Below are 23,428 nucleotides of genomic sequence, written 5' to 3'. Positions count from 1 at the left end.
CCGGGGACGGCCCTGGCCCCGGACTCGGGCCCCGCCCCGGCTCCGGGGGATGGGCGACGCGCGCCGCGGGGGCGTCGACGCCGCGGGGTAGCGCCCCGATTTCCTAAGCGCCATGTGCGCGTTACCGGCGATTCAATTGCGGTTGCGAGCATCGCTGAATGCAGCCCGCTGTGCCCGAACCCCCCGACCGCAGGCTCCGCGCCGCCCACGAGCCGCTTTCCGGCGCGCCCGTGGTGCCGCTCGCGCGGAACAATGGCCACATGCTGCATTCTCCCCAGGAGCGTCCGTCGGACCCCCGGAAGACCGCACAGAACCGGCAGCCCGCCCATCCGCCCGCCGATCCGCCGCGGCAGCCCTCTGTCGGCTCCATAGCGGCACACCGCCCGCACGCCGTGGGGGCGCCCGCCGCGCCGGAGCTCGAACCCGATCTGGACGCGGACCCCGACGCGTACGAGGGCTACGAGGGGTACGACGGCTACGAAGAGTACGGCGATGGCTATGCCGAATACGACGAGGGCGCCCCGCGGCGCGCGGCCGGCGGGGAGCTTCCGCAGGGCCGGTTCCTGGACCGGGAGCGCAGTTGGCTCGCGTTCAACGAGAGAGTGCTGGAACTCGCGGAGGACCCGGCGACGCCGCTTCTCGAACGGGCGAATTTCCTGGCTATTTTCGCGAGCAACCTCGACGAGTTCTTCATGGTCCGGGTCGCCGGGCTCAAGCGCCGCATCGCGACCGGGGTCGCGACCCGCTCGGCGTCCGGGCTCCAGCCCCGTGAGGTGCTGAAGCTGATCTGGACCCGGTCGCGGGAGCTCATGGCCCGGCACGCGGCCTGCTACCAGCAGGACGTCGCCCCCGACCTCGCCGAGCAGGGCATCCATCTGATCCGCTGGCCCGAGCTGACGGAGAAGGAGCAGAGCCGGCTGGGCACGCTCTTCCGGCAGCAGATCTTCCCCGTGCTCACGCCGCTGGCCGTGGACCCGGCGCACCCCTTCCCGTACATCTCGGGGCTCTCGCTCAACCTCGCCGTCGTCGTACGGAACCCGGTCAGCCGGCATGATCACTTCGCACGTGTGAAGGTTCCGCCGCTGCTGCACCGCTTTCTGGAGGCGTCGCCGCAGCGGTACGTACCGCTTGAGGACGTCATCGCGGCCCACCTCGAAGACCTCTTCCCCGGCATGGAGGTGCTCGCGCACCACATGTTCCGGGTCACCCGCAACGAGGACCTGGAGGTCGAGGAGGACGACGCCGAGAACCTCCTCCAGGCGCTGGAGAAGGAGCTGATGCGGCGCCGCTTCGGGCCGCCGGTGCGCCTGGAGGTCGAGGAGTCCATCGACCCGTACGTGCTCGACCTGCTGGTCCGCGAGCTGAAGGTGAGCGACGCCGAGGTCTACCCGCTGCCGGGGCCGCTGGATCTGACCGGGCTGTTCGGGATCGCGTCGCTGGACCGGCCGGAGCTGAAGTACCCGAAGTTCGTGGCGGGCACCCACCGGGACCTCGCCGAGGTGGAGTCCGCGTCCGCGCCCGACATCTTCGCCGCCCTGCGCGACCGGGACGTCCTGCTGCACCACCCGTACGACTCGTTCTCCACCTCGGTCCAGGCGTTCCTGGAGCAGGCGGCGGCGGACCCGGCCGTACTGGCCATCAAGCAGACGCTGTACCGGACCTCGGGCGACTCGCCGATCGTCGACGCGCTGATCGACGCCGCCGAGTCGGGCAAGCAGGTGCTGGTCCTCGTCGAGATCAAGGCGCGCTTCGACGAGCAGGCCAACATCAAGTGGGCGCGGAAGCTGGAGGAGGCCGGCTGCCACGTCGTCTACGGCCTGGTGGGGCTCAAGACGCACTGCAAGCTGTCCCTCGTGGTCCGCCAGGAGGGAGAGACGCTGCGCCGCTACTCCCATGTGGGAACCGGCAACTACCACCCCAAGACGGCCCGGCTGTACGAGGACCTCGGGCTGCTGACCGCCGACCCGCAGGTGGGCGCCGACCTCTCCGACCTCTTCAACCGGCTGTCCGGCTACTCCCGGCGGGAGAACTACCGGCGGCTGCTCGTCGCCCCCCGGTCGCTGCGCGACGGCCTGCTCGCGCGGATCGCCAAGGAGGCCGCGGGCCAGCGGGCCGGGCGGCCCGCCTCCATCCGCATGAAGGTCAACTCCATGGTGGACGAGGCCGTCATCGACGCGCTCTACCGTGCGGCCAGGGCCGGCGTGCCGGTCGATGTGTGGGTGCGCGGCATCTGCGCCCTGCGGCCGGGCGTACCCGGCCTCAGCGAGAACATCCGGGTACGCAGCGTCCTGGGCCGCTTCCTCGAACACTCACGGGTGTTCGCCTTCGGAAACGGCGGCGAGCCCGAAGTCTGGCTCGGCAGCGCCGACATGATGCACCGCAACCTCGACCGGCGCATCGAGGCCCTGGTCCGCGTCACCGACCCCGCCCACCGCGCCGCCCTCAACCGCCTGCTGGAGTCCGGCCTCTCCGACTCCACCGCCTCCTGGCACCTGGGCCCGGACGGCGTCTGGACCCGACACGCCACAGACGGCGACGGCCGCCCCCTGCGGAACGTCCAAGAAATGCTCATAGACGCCCGGAGGCGCCGGCGTGGCTCACCAGCGACCCCCTGACGCCAGGCCCCCAGCCGGGGCGGGTTCCGCGGCGGAGCCGGGGCCTGTGGCGGTGCCGGGGCCCTCGGCCGGGGCGGGCCCCTTGGCGGGGCCTGCGGCCGGGGCGGGTTCCTCGGCCCGCTCGGTTGGTTCGGAGGGTTCCCTCGGCCCGTCCGTAGGGGCGGGGGACTCGGCTGATGACCCGGGGGTGTTGGGCGGTGGGGACCGCTGTGATGACGGCCTTCGGGGGGAGGACAGCATGGTGAATTACGCGGTCGGGACGGCCGTTCCGGGCGGCGGAGCCTCTGGTGGGGGCGGGCCGACGGCCGCTGATGTGCTCTGCCGGTACCTCAACGCGCGGGCGGCGGACTTTCTGCGGAGCCTGCGGCTGCACTCGGAGAGCGGTGCCGACGCGGACGACGCCGCCGAGGCGGCCCGTCTGCTGCGCCGTTCCGCGCGGCGGATCAGTGGGGCGCTGTACGTCTACCGGCCGCTGACGGACACCGAGTGGGCCGACCAACTCCGGGCGGAACTCGCCTGGTTGTCGGGGACGCTGGCGCGCGAGCACGCGTACGCGGCCCGGCTGGCGCGGCTGCGGGGCGCGCTGCACCGCCTCTCCGGGGCGGGCGGCCAGGCCGGGCCGGCCGGCGAACGGGACTGCGGCCGGGCCCCGGAGGGCGAGCGGCCGGCCGCCGCCCTGACGGTGGGCGCGGCACGCGCCGGGGCCCTGCTGGAGCGGCAGTTGACGCTCGCGCGGACCCGCGCCCACTCGGCGGCGCTCCAGTCGCTGGGCTCGTCGAGGTTCCACGCGGTGGCCGACGCCGTCGCCGTACTCGCCTCCGAGGTGCCGCTGGACCCCGCCGCCGAGGACCTGCTGGCCCACCAGGCGCTGCCGCGGCTGGCCGAGCACGCGCACCAGCGGCTCGTCGAGGCCGTACGGGCGCTGCCGCTCGGCCTGGCCGGGCACCCGTACAACGCCGAGGCGCTCGTACACGGCCTCGCCGCTACCGAGACCGCCGACGCGCCGCCCGCGGCGGAGCGCCAGGACGCGCCCTGGCACCACGTGCGGGAGCTGGTGCGGCTGCGCCGGTACGCGCAGGAGGTGCTGGACGTAGGGGAAGTGTGGGACGTACGGGATGTGCGGGACGTACGGGACGTGGGCGCGCCGGGCGGCGGCGGGCCGGGTTCCGGGGACGGCGAGGGGGAACCCGGTTTCGCGGTGCGGCTGCTGGGCGCGAGCCAGGCGCTCGACCGCCACCGCGACGCCGCCGAGGCCGCCGCGGCGGCCGCCTCCGCCGCCCGTACCCCGCGCATCGCGCCGGCCACCGCGTACGCTCTCGGCGTGCTCCATGCCGATCAACGGCATGAGGTGGAGGCGGCGAGGTTCTCCTTCGGGCGGATCTGGCAGCGGCTGGCGGCGGCACCGGCGCGGACGGCGCCCTGACGGCTCCCTGACGGCGAGGGCGTCGAGGGGTCCTGAGGGCGATGGGCCCGGAGGGCGGAGCAGCCCCGGAGGGCAGAGCGGCCCCGGAGGGCGGAGCGGCCCGGCGGAGAGGGTGCCTCGCGCCCGTAGGAGACGAGCGACGAGCGAGGAGCGGAGCGACGGGATGACGATGGTGGACGGAACCATCCGCGCCGCGGGCTGCGTGCTGTGGCGGCGCGGCCCGGCCGACGGGCAGTTGGAGATCGCGCTCGTACATCGGCCGAAATACAACGATTGGTCGCATCCGAAGGGCAAGCTGAAGCGCGGCGAGGACGCCCTGACCGGCGCGAAGCGCGAGGTGCTGGAGGAGACCGGCATGGAGTGCGCGCCGGGGGCGATCCTGCCCACCGCGCACTACATGGCGAGCGGGCGGCCCAAGGAGGTCCGGTACTGGGCGGCGGAGGCGACGGGTGGTGCCTTCGAGCCCAACCGGGAAGTGGACCGCCTGCTGTGGCTGCCGCCCGCCGCCGCTCGCGCGCGCCTCACGCAGGCCCGCGACCGTACGCTGATCGATGCGCTGCTGGCAGCGCTGCACCTGGCCTGACCTGGTGCTATGCCTCCCGCTGGCGCATTCTTGAGTCGGGGCTTGTCAATTTTCTTCCGTGGCGCTATATAGGAGTGCGTAGGGCTTCACAGACAGCCAACGTGGAAGGAGATGCCCTGTGATGCTCATGCGTACGGACCCGTTCCGGGAGATCGACCGCCTCACCCAGCAGGTCCTCGGCACGGCGGCTCGCCCGGCGGCCATGCAGATGGACGCGTACCGCTCCGGCGACGAGTTCGTGGTCCACTTCGACCTGCCCGGTGTCGACCCCGAGTCCATCGACCTCGATGTGGAACGCAACGTCCTCACCGTGCGCGCGGAGCGCCGCTCCCCGGCCCCCGACGGCGCGGAACTGATCGCCAACGAACGGCCGTCCGGCACGTACAGCCGGCAGCTCTTCCTCGGCGAGACGCTGGACACCGACCGCATCGACGCCTCGTACGACTCGGGAGTGCTGACGCTCCGGGTGCCGGTCGCCGAGCAGGCCAAGCCGCGCAAGATCCAGATCACGGGCGGCGGCTCGCCGAAGCAGATCAAGGGCTGAGCCGAGCCACTGCCGGAAGGACGCGCCGCGTGGGTGGGCGGCCCGGCTCACCCACGCGGCGCGAGCGCGTCCCACCGCACCGTGAGTTCCCCCTGCCGCCAGCGGCGCGGACCGCCTACGAGGGGCCAGGCGGTGGCGAGCGCGGCCGCGGCTCGAATCCAGCGCTGGCGGGCGCCGAGGTCGGCGTAGGGGGCGGCGGAGGCCCAGGCGCGGTCGAAATCGCGGAGGAAGGCGTGTATCGGCTCGCCCGGCACGTTCCGGTGGATGAGCGCTTTCGGCAGCCGTTCCGCCAGGTCGGAGGGGCGGTCGAGGGAGGCGAGGCGGGCCGCGAAGGTCACCGTGCGCGGGCCCTCGGGGCCCAGCGCGACCCACACGTGGCGGCGGCCGATCTCGTCGCAGGTGCCCTCCACGAGGAGACCGTCCGGGGCGAGCCGCGCGCACAGCCGCGCCCAGACGTCGGCGACCTCGGCCTCGCCGTACTGCCGCAGTACATTCGCCGCCCGTATCAGCACCGGCCGCCGGCCGCCCGGCAACGGCACCTCGAAGCCGCCGTGCGCGAAGACCAGCCCGGCCCGCTCGTACGGCACCGCCGCCGCGACCCGCGCCGGATCTATCTCGACCCCGACAACCTCGGCCCCCGGCCGTACGGTCCGCAACCGCGCCAGCAACTCGACCGCGGTCCAGGGCGCGGCCCCGTACCCGAGATCAACCGCCACGGGGTCGGAACTCCGCACCAGCGCGGCCGCGTGCACCGCGGCTATCCACCGGTCCATACGACGCAACCGATTCGGATTCGTCGTCCCCCGCGTCGCCGAACCCACCGGCCGCGACCTCACAAAACGGCGGCCGGGCGGCACGACAACAGACATGCACAAGAGCGTAAACGCTCCACCGCGGCCCCCCGGCGGCCTGCCTGCCCCTCACGGGATTCGCCAACCCGCTACCAGCGGGCTGCCACGGGGCCTCCACCGGACATGGCCCACGCCGGCACGAGCCCGGCCCCGGCCGGGCCCCCACCGGGGCCCTCCGGACTCCCGCGCGGCTCATACCGGCCTGGGCCACGAGACTCCCGGCCAGCTCCCGCCCGGGGCCGGAACCGGCCTCCTCCAGGCTCCCGCTCGGCCCCCGCCCGGGCCCCTGGCTTTCCGCCTGGGGCCCCACCTGGCCCCCACCGGCTCCCCGCCCCGACCGACTCCCCACTGCCCCACCGCGAGACGCCGTTCCCCTCTGCGAGGCGCAGGCCTGCCGTAAGGCGCAGCCCTCGGCGGTAGGGGCAAACCTGCCGCAGGCACACCTCTGCCGCGGGATGTGGACCCACCGCGAGATGCAGGCCCGCCGCAAGGGGCACGCCTGCCGCGAGGTGCGGGCCATCGCTGCCCCCAACCGCGAGGAGGCGCAGCCCTCACCGTGAGGTGGAGCCCGCCTCAGGGGGACCCTCGGCGCGAGGTGCAGGTCCGCCGCAGGGGCACCCTCGTCGCGAGACGCAGGCCCGCCGAGGCGCGGTCCCCGCTGCATGGCGCACTCCTAACGTGAGGCGCCCGTACCTGCCGCCGCGGAGCGAGCCCGCCACCTGGCGCAGCCCTCAATGGGAGGTGCACGTTTCCCACCGTGAGATGTGGGCCCGCCGCAGGCGCCCCCCGCCGCGAGGCGCCCCCCGCCGCGAGGCGCACCCCCGCCGCGAGGCGCCCCCTACCGTGAGGTGCAGCCCGGCGCCGTCAGGCGCAACCTTGCCGTGAGACGCACCTCTCCGTCGCGAGGCGCAGGCCAACCACGAGGTGCACGTACCTACCGCGCGGCGCGAGCCCGGAGCCTGACACAGTTCTCACCGTGAGGTGCCCCGCCCAGCCGTGAGGCGCAAAGCCCAGCCGTGAGGCGCACCCCTACCGCGAGACGCAGCCCTCGGCGCGAAGCGCGCCCCCGCCGCAGGCGCACCCCCACCGCGAGGTGCAAGCCCGCCGCGGTCAAGCACACCCCCCACCGTGAGGTGCAGCCCCGCGCAGGCCCCCGCCGTGAGGCGCACCCCCCCGCCGTGAGGCGCACCCCCCCCCGCCGTGAGGCGCACGTACCTACCGCGCGGCCCCAGCCCGCCGCCAGGCGCACCGCCGTGAGGCGCATGTACCCACCGCCAGGTGCAAGCCCGCCGCCAGGTGCACCCCCACCGCGCGGCGCAAGCCCGCGCAAGGCGCAAGCCACCCCCGTAGGCCCCCGAAGCCCCCGGCAGGGGACTGTCACGGTTTGGCAAAAGGGGAAATGGGAGGCGGCTCCTCCGGTGTTGCAACGCTGGAAGCTGTAGCCCGCCTACGCAGGAGGACACGTACGGTGAGCCAGTACGTACCGCGGCTCGGTGCGCGCCGGAGCCGCGCCCACGGCCCGCTCTCCGGGCCGTCGCGATTGCGCCGCACCTCCCGGCGGCCCCGGCGCATCGCCATGCTGAGCGTTCACACCTCGCCGCTGCACCAGCCCGGCACGGGCGACGCGGGCGGCATGAACGTCTACATCGTAGAACTGGCCAAGCGCCTCGCCGCGATCAACGTCGAGGTCGAGATCTTCACCCGCGCCACCACCGCGTCCCTCCCGCCCACGGTCGAGATGGCCCCCGGCGTCCTGGTCCGGCACATCGACGCCGGCCCGTACGAAGGGCTCGCCAAGGAGGAACTGCCCGCCCAGCTCTGCGCCTTCACGCACGGCGTGATGCAGGCGTGGGCCGGGCACCGCCCCGGCTACTACGACCTCGTGCACTCCCACTACTGGCTCTCCGGCCACGTCGGCTGGCTCGCCGCCGAACGCTGGGGCGCGCCGCTCGTACACGCCATGCACACCATGGCCAAGGTCAAGAACGCCGCCCTGGCGGCCGGCGACACGCCCGAACCCGCGGCGCGCGTCATCGGCGAGACGCAGATCGTACGGGCCGCCGACCGGCTCATCGCCAACACCGCCGAAGAGGCGGAGGAACTGGTACGGCACTACGCGGCCGACCCCGGCGAGGTCGCCGTCGTGCACCCCGGCGTCAACCTGGAACGGTTCTGTCCCGCCGGCCCCGACGTGAGCGCGAGCCGCGCCGCCGCCCGCGCCCGCCTGGGGCTGCCGCAGGACGCGCTGATACCGCTGTTCGCGGGCCGCATACAGCCGCTCAAAGCCCCGGACATCCTGCTCCGCGCGGTCGGCGCGCTCCTGGACGAGGACCCGGCGCTGCGCTCGCGCATCGTCGTCCCCGTCGTCGGCGGCCCCAGCGGCAGCGGCCTCGCCAAGCCGGAGGGGCTGCACAAGCTGGCGGCCCGGCTCGGCATCGCGGACGTCGTGCAGTTCCGGCCGCCGGTCGGCCAGGAACAGCTCGCCGACTGGTACCGGGCCGCGTCCGTGCTGGTCATGCCCTCCTACAGCGAATCCTTCGGCCTGGTGGCCGTCGAGGCGCAAGCCTGCGGCACGCCGGTCGTCGCGGCGGCGGTGGGCGGCCTGCCCGTGGCCGTACGCGACGGCGAGAGCGGCTTCCTCATCGACGGCCACGACCCCGCCGACTACGCCCGGGCCCTCCGGCGCTTCGCCGAGAACCCGGAACTCGTCGACCGTATGGGCGAGCGCGCCGCCCGGCACGCCCGCTCCTTCGGCTGGGACACCGCCGCCGCCGCGACCGCCGACGTCTACACCGCCGCGATGCAGGAACGGCGGCGTCGCCTACGCTCGACACATGGCTGATACGGCTGACACGGCTGGCGAAACGGGCACGACGGACGCGACCGGCACGAGGGACACCACCGGCACGACGGACACCACCGGCACGGCGGACACGGCGGCTGACGCGCGGCGCGTCATCGAGGCGACCCTCAAGGACGCCGAACTGGAGTGGGAGTCCCCCTCCACCGGCACCTACGTGGTCACCCTCCCCGGCACCCGCAAGCTCTCCACGACCTGCTCCCTTGCCGTCGGCCGGCACTCCCTCTCCGTCAACGCCTTCGTCGTCCGTCACCCCGACGAGAACCACGACGCCGTCCACCGCTGGCTCCTGGAGCGCAACACCCGCCTGTACGGCGTCAGTTACGCCATCGACCACCTCGGCGACATCTACCTCGTCGGCCGCCTCCCCCTCGCCGCCGTCACCCCCGAAGAAGTCGACCGCGTCCTCGGCACCGTCCTGGAGAACGCCGACGGCTCCTTCAACACCCTCCTCGAAATGGGCTTCGCCACGGCCATCCGCAAGGAATACGCCTGGCGCACCTCCCGCGGCGAGTCCACCCGAAACCTGGCCGCGTTCACGAATCTGACCGGCGAGGGGAGCGAGGGCGAGGGTCGGGAGTGACGCCCGGCCCGGCCGGCCTCGTGCGCGCCGACGACTGGAGGACGTGCAGGGCCAGGAGCAGGACTCCGATGTCGTCCAGGTAGACGGGGTCGGGGAGGAGGTCGACCGGGGAGAGGGTGTAGAGCAGGGCGCCCCAATAGGCGGCTTTGTGCTCCAGGGGGACGCCCGCTTGTTTGAGGATTCTGCGGGTGCGGATCAGCCGGACCGTCAGAAACGCGGCCAGGGCGAACACCGCTACGGCCGCCAGTACGGCCAGTGCGAGGAGAGTCTTCAACTCGGCGCTCAAACGGCCCTCCTGAGGGGGGATGCGGCCGGCTCCGGCGCGTACGTAGCGTGCGGCCGTCGCTCGTAGGCGGCGGGTTCCCCGTCGCGGCCGGTGCAGTCGCCGCGCGCCGGTCGGGGTGCCGTTGTACCAAACGCGGCGGCGGTGGCCGCCGAAGCCACGCGCGGTGCTCGTGCACGACCCCTTCCGCCCGCCGCAGGCGCGTGGCATTGTCGCGGGGTGTCGCTCACATGAACAGCGTTCATATCCATGAAAATATGGAAGGTCGACTCATGGACCTCACCCGACGCACGCTCCTCGGCGGCGCCATCGCCACGGCGGCGGCCGGAGCCGCCGCACTCGCCGCGCCCCCCATTCCGGCAGCCGCCGCCCCGACCACCCCAGGCGCCCCAGGCGCTCAAGGACTTCAAGGACTTCAAGGGCTTCAAGGGCTTCAAGGGCTTCAAGGGCTTCAAGGGCGCAGCCTCTGGCGGGAGTTCACCCGAAACCCCTACGCCCACCCGAACATCCCCTACATCGGCCGCGCCGGCCACTACGGAGGCTCCCGCTCCTTCCCCCGCCCCCGCGGCCCCGTCGTGAACGTCCTCGACCACGGCGCGAAGCGCGACGGCTCCGCCGACTCCGCGCCCGCCATCAACCGCGCCATCGAGGCCGCCGGACGCCGCGGCGGCGGCATCGTCACGGTGCCCCCGGGCACGTACCGCGTCGACGACGTCATCCGCATCGGCTACGACAACGTCGTCCTGCGCGGCGCCGGCTCCTCCCGCACCACCCTCCACGCCACCCGCAGCCTCACCGAGATCATCGGCCCGTACGGCAGCCGCTACGGCGGGAACAAGTCGGCCTGGTCGTGGGCCGGCGGGCTCATCTGGATCTGCCCGCGCGAGCGCTGGCACACCCTGACCGACGCGATCAAGGCCGAGGACTGGCCGTTCGAGGGCTGGACGGGCAACGAGCGCGACGAATTCCGCACCCTCACCGCCATCGCCGCGCCGGCCCGCCAAGGCGACTGGACCGTCACCGTCGCCGACCCCTCGCGCCTGCGCCGCGGCGACCGCGTCCTGCTGCGCCTCACCGACGACGCCGGCCACACCCTCCTCCAGCACATGGCCGGCGATGTCGAGGGCGCGCGCGGCTACCGGTGGTCCGACAAGACGAAGCTCACCTCGTACGTGCCGTACGAGTGGCCGTGCCGCGTCACCGCCGTACGCGGCCGGCGCGTCACCCTCGACCGGCCGCTGCCCCTGGACGCCCGCCCCGGCTGGCGGCCCGAACTGACCACCCTGATCCGGCCGGTGACCGGTTCCGGCGTCGAGGGGCTGACCCTCGACGCCGTCGAGACGCCGCAGGCCAAGCACCTGCTGGACAAGGGGTACAACGGCGTCGCCCTCCAGTGCGCCTGGGACTGCCGCGTCGACGACGTACGCGTGAACAACGTCGACAACGGATTCCTGCTCGTCGCCGCCAAGGCATGCACCCTGCGCCGCACCCGCGTCTCCGGACGCGGCAGCCACCACCCGTACTGCTGCCGCGAGGGCTCGCACGACAACCTCGTCGAGGACTTCACGATCGACGCCCGTACGGTCCCGGCTCCGCCCGGCACGCAACTGCACGGCATCAACGTCGAGGGCCTCTCCAGCTACAACGTCTGGTCGCGCGGCCGGATGGAGATGGGCACCTTCGACACCCACCGGGGGCTGCCGTTCGCCGACGTGCGCACGGACATCACCGTGAACAACACCGGCTCGCACGGCGGCGACGCCAGCGCCGGACCGCTGTACGGAGCGCGGTTCACGCACTGGAACGTACGCGTCGTCAATGGGCGCGCCGGCTGCGTGAAGATCGACGACATCGCGCCGTACAGCGCGACGGCCGGCATCAGCGAGGTCAGGCAGTTCGGCCAGATCGACGTACCGGACTTCACCGGGCCGCTGCACGCGCGCGTGGAGGCGTACGGCCACCCGGAGGCCGTATGGCCGCGGAATCTGTACGAGGCGCAGCGGAGGCTCTGATACGAGGCCCCGCCTCCCTCCGATACGTGTCCCCCCGCCTCCCTCCGGACCTCCGGTGCGAGGCCCCGGCGGCCAGGCCCGGCCCTCAGCTCACCCGGCCGGCTGGGCGTCGCGCTCAGGCGGGCCGGAGACGGTCTTGGGCTTCGCCTTCGCCGCTTCGCCCCCGGAGCCCGTCCCCGCCTCGTCCCCGGAGTCCGTCGTCTCCGCCTCCGGGCCCTCCGGCAGGCCGCGCATCAGGCCCCAGTACCCGACGGCGGCCACGGTGCCGACCGCCGCGCAGCCGCCCCACAGCCAGGCGGCCCCGTACTCGTCGATGACCCGGCCGCCGATGAGCGGGGCGGCCAGGGAGCCGACCGACCAGGAGAGGGAGTACACGCCCTGGTAGCGCCCGCGTCCGTGGGTGGGGGAGAGCCGTACGACCAGCCCCATCTGCACGGGCGCGTTGACGACCTCGGCCAGCGTCCATACGGCCACGGTCAGCGCGTACAGGGCGAGCGAACCGGCGAAGGCCGTCAGGCCGAAGCCGTAGCCCGCGAGGAGCGCCGAGACGACGAGCAGCATGCGGGGGTCGCGGCGGGCGATGAAGCGGGTGACCGGGATCTGGAGCACGACGATGAGCACGCCGTTGACGCCGATCGCGAGCCCGAAGTCGCCGCTGGAGAAGCCGTCCGCGCCCATCGCCACGGGCAGGGCCACGGAACCCTGCTGGAAGATCAGCCCGATCAGGACGGAGAGCCCGACGAGCGCCATGAAACGGCCGTCGCGCAGTACGGTGCCGAGGTGCACGGACGGCGCGGCGGTGCTGCCGGCCGCGGTCGGGGCCTGGTCGGGGCGGGACTCCGGCAGCTTGACGAAGACGAGGACGGCGCACGCCATCGTCATCACCGCCTCGATGAGGAACCCGGCGCGGTAGCTGTACTCGGCGATGAAGCCAGCGCCGATCGAGGAGAGCGCGAATCCCAGGTTGATCGCCCAGTAGTTGAGTGAAAAGGCCCGTACGCGGTCCTCGGGGGCGACGATGTCCGCCATCATCGCCTGCACGGCGGGCCGGGAGGCGCTGGCGGCCATGCCGACCAGCAGCGCGACGCCCGCGATCGCGACGGGGTGCTCCACGAAGGCGAGCACCGCGACGAGCACGGCGGTCGAGGACTGCGCGGCGAGCATCGTCGGCCGCCGCCCGAGCCGGTCGGTGAGCACGCCCGCGCCGATCGAGGCGACGGCGCCGCCGAGCCCGTACAGCGCCGCCACGAGCCCGGCGAACGAGGCCGAGTAGCCGCGCTCGATCGTCAGGTACAGGGCCATGAAGGTCGCGACGAACGCCCCGAGGCGGTTGACGAGCGTGGACGTCCACAGCCACCAGAAGGCCCGGGGCAGCCCGGACACACTCTCGTGCACGGCGCGTCTCAAGCTGCTGGTTGACATGGTGCGACCCCCGAGGAAGCTACCGGCGACGCGCGACGGTAGTAAGTGGCTCTTCTGTGGACCGCAACTTACAAAGAGCGGGGGCGGGGGCGCCAATGGATTGACGCTGATCGTCAATCGACGGGGAGGCCGGGCGAACGATCAGCCGGGGGCGCTCCCGGCAGCACGACGGACGGACGCCGGAGAGAAGCACCGGTCTCAGGGCAGAGCCGGGCGCGGGGCGGAAAGGCCGGGTCGATTACGCTCAGGGGCATGGCCGACGCACCGTACAAGCTGATCCTCCTCCGCCACGGCGAGAGCGAGTGGAACGCGAAGAACCTGTTCACCGGGTGGGTGGACGTCAATCTCAACGAGAAGGGCGAGAAGGAGGCGGTCCGCGGCGGAGAGCTGCTCAAGGACGCCGGTCTGCTCCCCGACGTGGTCCACACCTCGCTCCAGAAGCGCGCGATCCGCACCGCCCAGCTCGCGCTGGAGGCCGCCGACCGCCACTGGATCCCCGTCCACCGTTCCTGGCGGCTGAACGAGCGCCACTACGGCGCCCTCCAGGGCAAGGACAAGGCGCAGACGCTCGCCGAGTTCGGCGAGGAGCAGTTCATGCTCTGGCGCCGCTCGTACGACACCCCGCCGCCGCCGCTCGACCGCGACGCCGAGTACTCCCAGTTCTCCGACCCCCGCTACGCGACGCTCCCGCCCGAGCTGCGCCCCCGGACGGAGTGCCTGAAGGACGTCGTCGTCCGCATGCTCCCGTACTGGTTCGACGGCATCCTCCCCGACCTCCTCGCCGGCCGCACGGTCCTCGTCGCCGCCCACGGCAACAGCCTCCGCGGCCTGGTCAAGCACCTCGACGGCATCTCCGACGAGGACATCTCCGGCCTCAACATCCCCACCGGCATCCCGCTCTCCTACGAGCTCGACGCCGACTTCCGCCCCCTCAACCCCGGCGGCACCTACCTCGACCCGGAGGCCGCGAAGGCCGCCATCGAGGCAGTGAAGAACCAGGGCAAGAAGAAGTAGTTCTCGCGATCACGCCCCTGCCCCGCGCTGGTGGCGCGGGGCAGGGGCGTGATGTCGTGATCCGGGGCAGCGTCCGGGCCGGTCAGTAGTCCTCCAGGCTTCCGGGGCCCTCGGGGAGGCGCCAGTGGCCGCCCTGGGTGAGGGCGGCGAAGTCGCCGGCGTCGGTCAGTGTGGGGGTCTCGTACACGTCGTCGGACTCGAAGAGCAGGTTCTCGGCCATGCGGGGCACCTCCCGATCCACGGATGGACCATCCACCCACCGGGGGTATCCGGCACCCGCCGGTCAGTTACACCACGACACGCCGAAGGTCACCCATATGAGTGGCCGACGCCGACGCCGACGCCGACGCAGGAGCTGCGGAGGCGTGTACGACCGCATGTGGGGCCCCGGCCAGCCGGCCGGGGCCCCACATGTGTACGGGCTGTACGTGGCTCAGCCGCAGCTACCGCCGCACTGGCACGGGCCGCCGGACTGGCAGCCGCATGAGCAGCCGGGGCCGCACTGGCAGCCGCTGAGCGCGGGGGGCGGCGTGGGAGCGCTGCCCGTCCCGATGACGCTGACTATCGGACAAGGAGTGTCGGCCATGTAGTACCTCCTCGGAGGTGGTCCGCTGCCTGTGCCTGTTCTTCAGTCAATGCCCGTACCGGCGGGCGCGTGAACGGCGCGCGGGAGCACTTTTCCGCACACCCGGACGGCCCGGCGCTGTTCGGGTGGTGTTCGGGCAGGTCGGCCGGGGCGGGTGGGGAAGCACGCAGGCCGGGAGCCGCGTTCAGGGGCCCTCCATGGGGCCCGCGTCTCCCGTCGGGTTCGGCTGCGACGCCAGTTCGTCCGCGTGTTCGCCCGTGACGAGGTAGACCACGCGCTTGGCCACCGACACGGCGTGGTCCGCGAACCGCTCGTAATAGCGGCCCAGCAGCGTCACATCCACGGCCGTCTCGATGCCGTGCTTCCAGCGGTCGTCCATCAGGTGCTGGAAGAGCGTCCGGTGCAGCAGGTCCATCGCGTCGTCGTCCTGCTCCAATTGGAGCGCCAGGTCGACGTCCTTGGTGATGATGACCTCGGCCGCCTTGGCCATCAGCCGCTGCGCGAGCTGCCCCATCTCCAGGATGGTGGCGTGCAGGTCGCGCGGCACCGCCCGGTCCGGGAAGCGCAGCCGGGCGAGCTTGGCGACGTGCTGCGCCAGGTCGCCGGAGCGCTCCAGGTCGGCGCTCATGCGCAGCGAGGTGACGACGATCCGCAGGTCGGTCGCGACCGGCTGCTGGCGGGCCAGCAGGGCTATGGCCCGCGCCTCCAGGTCGCGCTGGAGATCGTCGACCTTCTCGTCCGCCGCGATGACGGACTCGGCGAGCTTGAGGTCCGCGTCGAGGATCGCCGTGGTGGCGCGCCCGATCGCGGAGCCGACGAGCCGGGCCATCTCGACGAGGCCCTCGCCGATGGAGTCCAGCTCCTCGTGGTACGCGTCCCGCATTCCGTGACCTTCCTTCTGTTCCAGCGGCCCGAGCCGGTGACCTGAGCCAGATGCTTGAGAGCCGGATGCCTGTGAGCCAGGTGCCTGTGGGCCAGGTGCCGGATAGGCGGATGCCTGAGCCGGATGCTTGAGGCGGTGGCCCGAGCGCCGGCGGCCCGCCGCGCCGCCGCCGTTCCGGCGTGCCGTACGGCCCCACGCTCCTACGTTCGAGCCGCAACGCGTCCGGATCCGGCCGCCCGAGTGAACCGGCACTGTCGTGAAGGTGAACTCTGGGAGACGAGTGTTCGAGACGGCACCCATTTGGCTGCGGGCCTGTCGTACCCCCCGCATAACCTGGAGGCATGAACGTGGACGCGGCCGTCGCCGCTGCGGCAGCGATCGCCGGGCTGTGCACCGGAGTGATCGCCATGCTGGCGTTCCGCTGGAGCGAGCGTGACCAGTCCCGCCCGACCCGCAGCTCGCTGCACACGGACGCCGTCCTGCCGCCCGGCGTGGACACCGTGCTCTCCGTGCTGCGGTCCTCGGCGGTGGTGCTCGACGAGGGCGACGCCGTGGTCAAGGCCAGCTCCGCGGCGTACGCGCTCGGGCTGGTGCGCGGCGGGAAGCTGGCCGTGGAGCCGATGCTCCAGATGGCCCGCGACACCCGCCGGGACGGCGAGATACGCCAGGTCGAGCTGGATCTCCCCCGGCGCGGTACGGGCCGGGGCGACGCCCTCGCGGTGTCGGCCAGAGTGGCTCCGCTGGGCTCCCGGCTGGTGCTGCTGCTCGTCGAGGACCTCACGGAGGCCCGCCGCATAGAGGCCGTGCGCCGGGACTTCGTCGCCAACGTCAGCCATGAGCTGAAGACGCCCGTCGGCGCGCTCTCCCTGCTCTCGGAGGCCGTCATGGACGCCTCCGACGACCCGGAGGCCGTCACGCGCTTCGCCGGACGCATGCAGACCGAGGCGACCCGCCTCACCAACCTGGTCCAGGAGCTCATCGACCTGTCCCGCGTGCAGAACGACGACCCGCTGGAGGACGCCGAGCCGGTCCGGGTCGACGAGCTGGTCGCCGAGGCCATCGACCGGTGCCGCCACCAGGCCGGCACCAAACAGATCACCATGGCCGCCGGCGGCACCGCCGACCTGCACGTCTGGGGCAACCGCGGCCAGCTCGCCGCCGCCCTCGGCAACCTCGTCGAGAACGCCGTCAACTACAGCCCGGCCCGTACGCGGGTGGGCATCGCCGCCCGCCGGATCGCCGCCCCCGGCGGCGCGCTCATCGAGATAGCGGTGACCGACCAGGGCATCGGCATCTCCGAGAAGGACCGCGAGCGCGTCTTCGAGCGGTTCTACCGCGTCGACCCGGCGCGCTCGCGCGCCACCGGCGGGACCGGCCTCGGCCTCGCCATCGTCAAGCACGTGGCCGCCTCGCACGGCGGGGAGGTCACGGTGTGGAGCTCCGAAGGCCAGGGCTCCACCTTCACCCTGCGGCTCCCGGAGGCGGGCACCCCCCGCGGCCGGGACCGCTCAGCGAACGCGCGGACCGGCCCCGACGGCCGACCCGACGGCGGCCTCGACGACGAGGACCGCCCGTACGAGACCTTCACCACCGAACATCTGCCTGCCCCGGAGGTCCTTCCGTGACCCGAGTGCTCGTCGTCGAGGACGAGGAATCGTTCAGCGACGCGTTGTCGTACATGCTCCGCAAGGAGGGTTTCGAGGTCGCGATCGCGGCCACCGGACCCGATGGGCTGGACGAGTTCGAACGCAACGGCGCCGATCTGGTGCTGCTCGACCTGATGCTGCCGGGCCTGCCCGGCACGGAGGTCTGCCGCCAGTTGCGCGGCCGCTCCAATGTCCCGGTCATCATGGTGACCGCCAAGGACAGCGAGATCGACAAGGTCGTCGGGCTGGAAATAGGAGCCGACGACTATGTGACCAAGCCCTTCTCCTCCCGCGAGCTGGTCGCCCGCATCCGGGCCGTCCTGCGGCGGCGCGGCGAGCCGGAGGAGGTCACCCCGGCCGCCCTGGAGGCCGGCCCCGTGCGCATGGACGTGGACCGCCACGTCGTCACCGTCTCCGGCGGCAAGGTGGACCTGCCGCTCAAGGAGTTCGACCTGCTGGAGATGTTGCTGCGCAACGCGGGCCGGGTGCTGACCCGGATGCAGCTCATCGACCGCGTCTGGGGCGCCGACTACGTGGGCGACACCAAGACCCTGGACGTCCATGTGAAGCGGCTGCGCGCCAAGATCGAGCCCGACCCGGGCGCGCCGCGCTATCTGGTGACCGTCCGCGGCCTGGGCTACAAGTTCGAGCCGTAGGCCGCCCTCGGCACGTCGTACGGCCCACCGGACACCGCCCGTACGGACTCGTGAAACGGGCTCGTCGAACAAACTCGTGAAAACGCCGCCCGCCGCCCCTATGAGGGGTGGCGGGCGGCGACGTCACAGGCCCCTTTACGAGACCGTCTCTACGAGGCCGTCGTTCAGTGCCCGGCGCTCTGCTGGCCGGTGTCGCCGCCCGGCCTCGCGCCGTTCGTCGGGGTCGCCGAGTTCTTGCCGCCGGGCTTGCCCGAGGGGGTCCCGGTGGGGCTGCCGGCGGTCGGCGTGGAGCCGGGCTTCCCCGAGCCCGTCTGGGACGGCGAGGGGAGCTGGCTGGGGCCCCACTTCTCGAAGTAGGTCTTGGCCGGGACGACGAACGCGCCCACGCGCACCGCGCCCGTCGAGCTGAAGTCGAAGACGAGCTGCTGCTGCTCCCCGTCCCGCAGCCCCTCGCGGCCGCTCGACAGCACGGCGGAGGCGTTGCCCTCGCCGCCGAGGTTCACGGAGCCGTGCGCGGGTACGACGAGCGGGCCGCCGCCCTTGGCGGGGGAGAGCTTCACGGGCAGGGTCTTGCCGGCCAGCGTGATGCCCTTCAGGGTCTGCTCGTCGCTGCTGTTGTTGAAGACGTGGGCGGTGATGACGGCCGGGCCCTCGGTGTCCTGGTCCGGCTGAGTGATCACGTTCACGTTCTGGACCTTGATGTCGCCGACCGTGACGGCGGCGTTGTCCGGCTTGACCTCAAGGGTCTGGGGGCTCGTACCCGCCGCGCACGCGGAGAGCGGTGCGATCGAGAGCACGAGGGCGGTGGCGGCGAGGGCGCCGCGTCGAAGGCTGCTGCTCACGGCGGCGGCATCTCCTAGACGAGCTACGGCGGCCGAACGGTCTGCCCGGTCGCGGATGGACGGCGTGGGCGGCGGTACACGGGTGTAAAGCCGCCCTAAGGGTGTGTCAGCGGCCTCAGGTTACCGAGCCGCCGGACGGCCGCCGCACCCGACCCGCCCCCACGGCCGACAGGCCGTCAGCGCGGCGGCCCCGCGACCTCTCCCCGGCTGCCGCTCCCGAGCGCCCTGCGGACCCGCGGAAATGGCACACGCGGTCGGCCGGGCAAATTATCGGCAAGGTTCAGTAAGGATGAGTAAGGAACAGTACGGATCAGTAAGGCCGAGTCGAGGAATGCGCGGGGAGCTTCCGCGGCGCATCCGGGAAGGCCCCCGGAATTGATCAACGGAGTGATCGCGTTCTTGTGATCAATTAGTGAATCCGGTCGCGGCGAAGGCGGAGAGGCCCCGAACGGAGTAGCGGAAGTCCACCACTCGGACTCCGGCAAACCGGGACGTAGACCCTCTCCGAGGACACCCCAAGCGTGTGTAACGTGCCCGTTTCTCCCTGCCCGGACAGCCGCTCCCACCTGCGAATACCTGCTTCCGCACCGCTGCCGCAGCACGTTCCGGGCGTTGTTGTCAAGCCCTGAGATATGCCCTGACCTGCGAAAACGCCATTCAGAACCGCCTGTTCCCGTGTTAGACTGGATAGCCACGGAAGGGGTACCTGTCACATGACGTTCAAGGTTGGCGACACCGTGGTCTATCCCCATCACGGGGCCGCGCTGATCGAGGCCATCGAAACTCGCCAGATCAAAGGCGTGGACAAGACCTACTTGGTGCTGAAGGTCGCCCAGGGTGACCTTACGGTTCGCGTGCCAGCGGACAATGCGGAGTTCGTCGGCGTGCGCGATGTGGTCGGCCAGGACGGGCTCGACCGGGTCTTCGAGGTGCTCCGCGCACCGTATGCGGAAGAGCCGACGAACTGGTCCCGCCGCTACAAGGCAAACCTGGAGAAGCTCGCGTCAGGCGACGTGATCAAGGTCGCCGAGGTCGTCCGCGACCTGTGGCGCCGTGAGCGCGAGCGCGGACTCTCCGCAGGTGAGAAGCGGATGCTCGCCAAGGCCCGGCAGATCCTGGTGAGCGAACTCGCCCTCGCGGAGAACACCAACGAAGACAAGGCCGAGGCCCTGCTCGACGAGGTCCTCGCGTCCTGACGCCACGCTTGTCGCATGACAGCTCGACGTAATTCGACGTAAGGCAAGTGCTCTCAGAGGCAGTGGTGCCGCGGTGCCCGCGTGAATGACGGAAGTCAATCGCCGGGCGCTGCGGCATCTCTGCGCTCGGTGCACCGCCCGCCGTACTTGGCGTGCCGGGCCCGGGCGGCTGGCTCGACCAGCGGTCACGGAAGGGGCTGATCGGGGCTTCGCGCCCGGCACGCTGTGGCCATACCCAACTCGGCCGAGGAAGCAAACCTGAACGCCAACGCGAACTCCGACCGCGCTCCGCTGACCACGTCCGAGAGCGCTTCCGGCGCCACGCCGGCCCGTACAGCCGTCCGAACGGCGACCGCTCGTACGCCCGTGCGCACCGCCGCGGTCATCCCCGCGGCCGGCCGTGGCGTCCGCCTCGGACCCGGCGCCCCCAAGGCGCTCCGCGCGCTGAACGGCACGCCCATGCTGATCCACGCCGTCCGGGCGATGGCCGTCTCCCGCGCCGTCTCCCTCGTCGTCGTGGTCGCCCCCGCCGACGGGGCCGCCGAGGTGCGCAACCTCCTCGACGAGTACCCGCTCGCGGACCGTACCGACGTGCTCGTCGTCCCCGGCGGCGACACCCGCCAGGAGTCCGTGCGGCTCGGCCTCGCGGCGCTCCCCGCCGACATCACCGCCGTCCTCGTGCACGACGCGGCCCGTCCGCTCGTCCCCGTCGACACGGTGGACGCCGTCGTCGCGGCCGTACGGGCCGGGGCCCCCGCGGTCGTGCCCGCCCTGCCGGTGACGGACACCGTCAAGCAGGTCGAGCCGCGCCCGGCCGGCGAGCCCGAGCCGGTCGTCGGCACGCCCGAGCGGGCCCGGCTGCGCGCCGTGCAGACCCCGCAGGGCTTCGACCGCGCCACGCTCGCCGAGGCGCACGAGCGCGTCGCCCTGGAGGGCGACGGCGCCACGGACGACGCCGGGATGGTCGAGCGGCTCGGCGTCCCGGTCGTCCTCGTGCCCGGCCACGAGGAGGCGTTCAAGGTGACCCGGCCGCTGGACCTGGTCCTGGCCGAGGCCGTACTCGCCCGCAGGAGGGCCAACGATGGCTTCTGACCCCACCGCGTCCGCCCGCCCCGCGCTGCCGCTGGTCGGCATCGGCACCGACGTGCACGCCTTCGAGGAGGGCCGCGAACTGTGGTGCGCGGGCCTGCTCTGGGAGGACGCGACGCACGGCCTCGCGGGCCACTCCGACGGGGACGTCGCCGCGCACGCCGCGTGCGACGCGCTGTTCTCCGCCGCCGGCGTCGGCGACCTCGGCGCGCACTTCGGCACGGACCGGCCCGAGTGGTCCGGGGCCGCGGGCACGGTGCTGCTCGCCGAGGCCGCCCGGATCGTACGGGCCGCCGGGTTCGAGATCGGCAACGTCGCGATCCAGGTCATCGGCGTACGGCCGAAGATCGGCAAGCGGCGCGAGGAGGCCCAGAAGGCGCTCTCGGCGGCGGTCGGCGCGCCCGTCTCGGTCTCCGGCACGACCTCGGACGGCCTGGGGCTGACCGGCCGCGCCGAGGGCCTCGCGGCCGTCGCGACCGCCCTGCTCGTCCGGGTCTGAGGCGGTACGGGGCGCACGGTACGGGCCCGGGGCGCCGTCCTGGAGCCGTGTCGCCCTGGAGTAAATGGCCGAAACGGGCGGCCGCCGTACGGGGGACGGCCGGGCGGGGAATGCGGGTGCCCCGCGAGGAGTTGGGTACGGATCGCATGGCCCGGCCGTATCCGGCTCCGACAGCGCAGCGAAGGGTCACCGTCATGGCAACCGCAGCACTCTCCGACGACCTCAAGAACCTCCTGGACAAGCCGGTCTTCGTGACCGTCGCGACCATCCAGCCCGACGGCAGCCCGCAGCTCTCCGTCGTCTGGGTCAAGCGGGACGGCGACGACCTGCTGCTCTCCACCACGGTCGGCCGCCGCAAGGAGAAGAACCTGCGCCGCGATCCCCGGATCACCGTGATGATCAATCCGGCCGACGCGCCGTACTCCTACGCCGAGGTCCGCGGCGTCGCCACGATCACCACGGACGGCGCCGACGAGCTGATCGACGAGCTGTCGCGGAAGTACACCGGGAAGGCTTACGCCGAATTCAACCCGGCTTCCAAGGACGACGCGCAGCGCGTGGTCGTACGGGTCGAGGCGCGCAAGGTCGTCGGCTCCATCTGAGCGGAGGCTTCCGCTCAGCCGGGCCCCCTCAACCGCCCGCGGCCCGACCCGTGGTCCGACCCGCGGGCTGGCCGGCCCTGATCTCCGCGACCGCCCGCTGCATCCCGCGCTTGAGCAGGCGGGCCAGCGGGCGCTCGACATAGCGGTGCACCAGCCACGCGAAGCCCAGCATCGCCGCGACCAGCCCCGGCAGCAGCGCGTAATACGGCACGTGATCCGCGAAGTGCTCGATGACCACCCAGCCGATGCGCTCGTGGACGAGGTAGAGCGGATAGGTGAGCACGCCCGCCGTGGACAGCCACCGCCAGTCGATCCGCCGGGTCCAGCCCAGCGAGACGGCCGCGACCAGCAGGAAGAAAAGGGCGAGGATCGCCACGGTCGGCCAGCTCGGGATCTGGTGGCCCATGTGCTCCTCGGCCCGGGCGTGCGCCTGGAGCAGGTAGTGCTGGCCGATCAGGAAGCAGCCGCCGACGATGGTCCACAGCAGCAGGTTCGGCCGGAAGCGGTGCATCAGGTAGAAGGCGATGCCCGCGATGAAGTACCAGCAGTTGTCCGGCAGCAGTAGCTGGCTGAGGAGGCTGTTGTCGACGGCCTCGGCGACGATCGCCGCGATGGCCCACAGCACGCAGAACGCCACGGCGCGCTGGTAGGTGAGCCCGCGCCAGGCGACGATCGCGAAGAGCAGATAGAACCGCATCTCCAGCCACAGCGTCCAGTACACGCCATCGACCGGCGTCACCCCCAGGGGGTCCTGGAACATCGTCAGGTTGACGGCCGCGTCGCCCCAGGAGGGGGCCTCGTTGACCACCGGCCAGACGAAGACGACGAGCGAGACGAGCACCACCGCGAACCAGTACGCGGGGTAGAGCCGGGTCAGCCGCGAGAGGGCGAACTGCCCGAGGCTCTTCCCCCAGCAGCTCATGCAGATCACGAAGCCGCTGATGAGAAAGAACAGCTCGACCCCGAGCCAGCCGTAGGAGGCCGGCAGATAGGCGGTGGGGAAGAGGGTCTTCGAGGATTTGGGCCAGGCGCCGCTGTCGAAGGCGATGTAGTGGTACGCGACGACCATCAGCGCCGCGAACAGCCGCAGTCCGTCGAGGGCGGCCAGCCGTCTGCGGGGCTGCCCATCAGGTGCCACCGGTGCGACCGGTGCGGTGCTCGGAGCCTCCTGCTGTACGGGCAGTGTGGAGTGCAACGCTCCTCCTGGTTCCTGCTCCTGGTTTCCCCGGAGCCCCACCG

Annotated in this window: 21 protein-coding genes; 14 read left to right on the top strand and 7 right to left on the bottom strand. The window is 72.4% G+C overall.

All coding sequences use genetic code 11. The features are described 5' to 3' along the window. Positions 1–260: 260 nt before the first annotated feature. From IF55_RS10775 to IF55_RS10760, 4 genes are all read left to right on the top strand, one after another. On the top strand, positions 261–2,615 hold the full coding sequence (locus IF55_RS10775) for an RNA degradosome polyphosphate kinase (RefSeq protein WP_030881348.1): 2,355 nt from the start codon (positions 261–263) through the stop codon (positions 2,613–2,615). Between the two features lie 238 nt (positions 2,616–2,853). Further along, a complete protein-coding gene (locus tag IF55_RS10770) occupies positions 2,854–4,038 on the top strand; it encodes a CHAD domain-containing protein (RefSeq protein ID WP_063763946.1) in 1,185 nt (394 codons plus the stop codon). A 163-nt stretch (positions 4,039–4,201) separates the two neighbouring features. Further along, positions 4,202–4,621: an NUDIX hydrolase gene (locus tag IF55_RS10765; protein WP_030881341.1), complete on the top strand. Its 420-nt coding sequence runs from the start codon at positions 4,202–4,204 to the stop codon at positions 4,619–4,621. A gap of 121 nt (positions 4,622–4,742) precedes the next feature. Then, complete coding sequence (locus IF55_RS10760) at positions 4,743–5,165, top strand: Hsp20/alpha crystallin family protein (protein ID WP_030881339.1); 423 nt, start codon at positions 4,743–4,745, stop codon at positions 5,163–5,165. A 47-nt stretch (positions 5,166–5,212) separates the two neighbouring features. On the opposite strand, the gene IF55_RS10755 is transcribed toward IF55_RS10760, so the two are convergent. After that, a complete protein-coding gene (locus IF55_RS10755; protein WP_048831853.1) occupies positions 5,213–6,034 on the bottom strand; it encodes a class I SAM-dependent methyltransferase in 822 nt (273 codons plus the stop codon). Between the two features lie 1,450 nt (positions 6,035–7,484). Here IF55_RS10755 and mshA point away from each other — a divergent pair. After that, entirely contained in the window at positions 7,485–8,858 is a 1,374-nt protein-coding gene (mshA, locus tag IF55_RS10750) for a D-inositol-3-phosphate glycosyltransferase (RefSeq protein ID WP_030881333.1), read from the top strand. Then, positions 8,851–9,459: a type III secretion system chaperone family protein gene (locus IF55_RS10745; protein WP_245661146.1), complete on the top strand. Its 609-nt coding sequence runs from the start codon at positions 8,851–8,853 to the stop codon at positions 9,457–9,459. The genes mshA and IF55_RS10745 overlap by 8 nt, the downstream gene beginning before the upstream one ends. On the opposite strand, the gene IF55_RS40500 is transcribed toward IF55_RS10745, so the two are convergent. Next, entirely contained in the window at positions 9,413–9,745 is a 333-nt protein-coding gene (locus tag IF55_RS40500) for a YkvA family protein (RefSeq protein ID WP_030881321.1), read from the bottom strand. The genes IF55_RS10745 and IF55_RS40500 overlap by 47 nt on opposite strands. 254 nt (positions 9,746–9,999) lie before the next feature. Here IF55_RS40500 and IF55_RS10735 point away from each other — a divergent pair, with 254 nt between their 5' ends. Further along, positions 10,000–11,754, top strand: coding sequence for a glycosyl hydrolase family 28-related protein (locus IF55_RS10735; RefSeq protein ID WP_030881311.1), 1,755 nt, complete (start codon positions 10,000–10,002; stop codon positions 11,752–11,754). A gap of 90 nt (positions 11,755–11,844) precedes the next feature. Here the strand turns inward: IF55_RS10735 and IF55_RS10730 are convergent, their stop codons facing one another. Next, positions 11,845–13,176: an MDR family MFS transporter gene (locus tag IF55_RS10730; protein ID WP_078644089.1), complete on the bottom strand. Its 1,332-nt coding sequence runs from the start codon at positions 13,174–13,176 to the stop codon at positions 11,845–11,847. Positions 13,177–13,428: 252 nt separating this feature from the next. Between IF55_RS10730 and IF55_RS10725 the strand changes: the two genes are divergently transcribed. Then, positions 13,429–14,190, top strand: coding sequence for a phosphoglyceromutase (locus IF55_RS10725; protein WP_030881309.1), 762 nt, complete (start codon positions 13,429–13,431; stop codon positions 14,188–14,190). Between the two features lie 82 nt (positions 14,191–14,272). Here IF55_RS10725 and IF55_RS38390 read toward each other — a convergent pair whose 3' ends face one another. Together IF55_RS38390 and phoU are read right to left on the bottom strand one after the other, a co-directional pair. Further along, positions 14,273–14,410, bottom strand: coding sequence for a lasso RiPP family leader peptide-containing protein (locus tag IF55_RS38390; RefSeq protein WP_106980356.1), 138 nt, complete (start codon positions 14,408–14,410; stop codon positions 14,273–14,275). Between the two features lie 550 nt (positions 14,411–14,960). Continuing rightward, positions 14,961–15,659: a phosphate signaling complex protein PhoU gene (gene phoU, locus IF55_RS10715; RefSeq protein ID WP_030881307.1), complete on the bottom strand. Its 699-nt coding sequence runs from the start codon at positions 15,657–15,659 to the stop codon at positions 14,961–14,963. 341 nt (positions 15,660–16,000) lie between these two features. Here phoU and phoR point away from each other — a divergent pair, with 341 nt between their 5' ends. Together phoR and phoP are read left to right on the top strand one after the other, a co-directional pair. Continuing rightward, the gene (phoR, locus tag IF55_RS10710) at positions 16,001–17,284 is read left to right on the top strand and encodes a two-component system sensor histidine kinase PhoR (protein WP_030881305.1); all 1,284 of its coding nucleotides are present in this window, start codon (positions 16,001–16,003) and stop codon (positions 17,282–17,284) included. Between the two features lie 5 nt (positions 17,285–17,289). Continuing rightward, complete coding sequence (gene phoP / locus IF55_RS10705; RefSeq protein ID WP_465270536.1) at positions 17,290–17,961, top strand: two-component system response regulator PhoP; 672 nt, start codon at positions 17,290–17,292, stop codon at positions 17,959–17,961. Positions 17,962–18,125: 164 nt separating this feature from the next. Here the strand turns inward: phoP and IF55_RS10700 are convergent, their stop codons facing one another. Further along, a complete protein-coding gene (locus IF55_RS10700; protein ID WP_030881303.1) occupies positions 18,126–18,803 on the bottom strand; it encodes a hypothetical protein in 678 nt (225 codons plus the stop codon). 713 nt (positions 18,804–19,516) lie between these two features. Here IF55_RS10700 and IF55_RS10695 point away from each other — a divergent pair. The 4 genes from IF55_RS10695 to IF55_RS10680 all read left to right on the top strand — a co-directional run bounded on the left by IF55_RS10695 (position 19,517) and on the right by IF55_RS10680 (position 22,189). Further along, the gene (locus tag IF55_RS10695) at positions 19,517–19,999 is read left to right on the top strand and encodes a CarD family transcriptional regulator (protein WP_003953493.1); all 483 of its coding nucleotides are present in this window, start codon (positions 19,517–19,519) and stop codon (positions 19,997–19,999) included. Between the two features lie 366 nt (positions 20,000–20,365). Continuing rightward, complete coding sequence (gene ispD / locus IF55_RS10690) at positions 20,366–21,091, top strand: 2-C-methyl-D-erythritol 4-phosphate cytidylyltransferase (RefSeq protein ID WP_030881300.1); 726 nt, start codon at positions 20,366–20,368, stop codon at positions 21,089–21,091. Next, positions 21,081–21,587, top strand: coding sequence for a 2-C-methyl-D-erythritol 2,4-cyclodiphosphate synthase (ispF, locus tag IF55_RS10685; protein WP_030881287.1), 507 nt, complete (start codon positions 21,081–21,083; stop codon positions 21,585–21,587). Before ispD ends, ispF begins: the two co-directional genes overlap by 11 nt. Before the next feature lie 194 nt (positions 21,588–21,781). Next, positions 21,782–22,189 carry a PPOX class F420-dependent oxidoreductase gene (locus IF55_RS10680; protein ID WP_030881285.1) on the top strand — a complete coding sequence of 136 codons (408 nt, stop codon included), beginning with the start codon at positions 21,782–21,784 and terminating at the stop codon, positions 22,187–22,189. 28 nt (positions 22,190–22,217) lie between these two features. On the opposite strand, the gene IF55_RS10675 is transcribed toward IF55_RS10680, so the two are convergent. Continuing rightward, positions 22,218–23,384 (bottom strand): acyltransferase family protein, encoded by a 1,167-nt coding sequence (locus IF55_RS10675; RefSeq protein WP_078644087.1) that lies wholly within the window; start codon positions 23,382–23,384, stop codon positions 22,218–22,220. Positions 23,385–23,428 lie beyond the last annotated feature (44 nt).

The organism is Streptomyces varsoviensis, assembly GCF_000718635.1.
Lineage (GTDB): Bacteria > Actinomycetota > Actinomycetes > Streptomycetales > Streptomycetaceae > Streptomyces > Streptomyces varsoviensis.
Note: the sequence above shows the minus strand (reverse complement) of the source record. Positions and strands in the feature narration are given on the sequence as shown.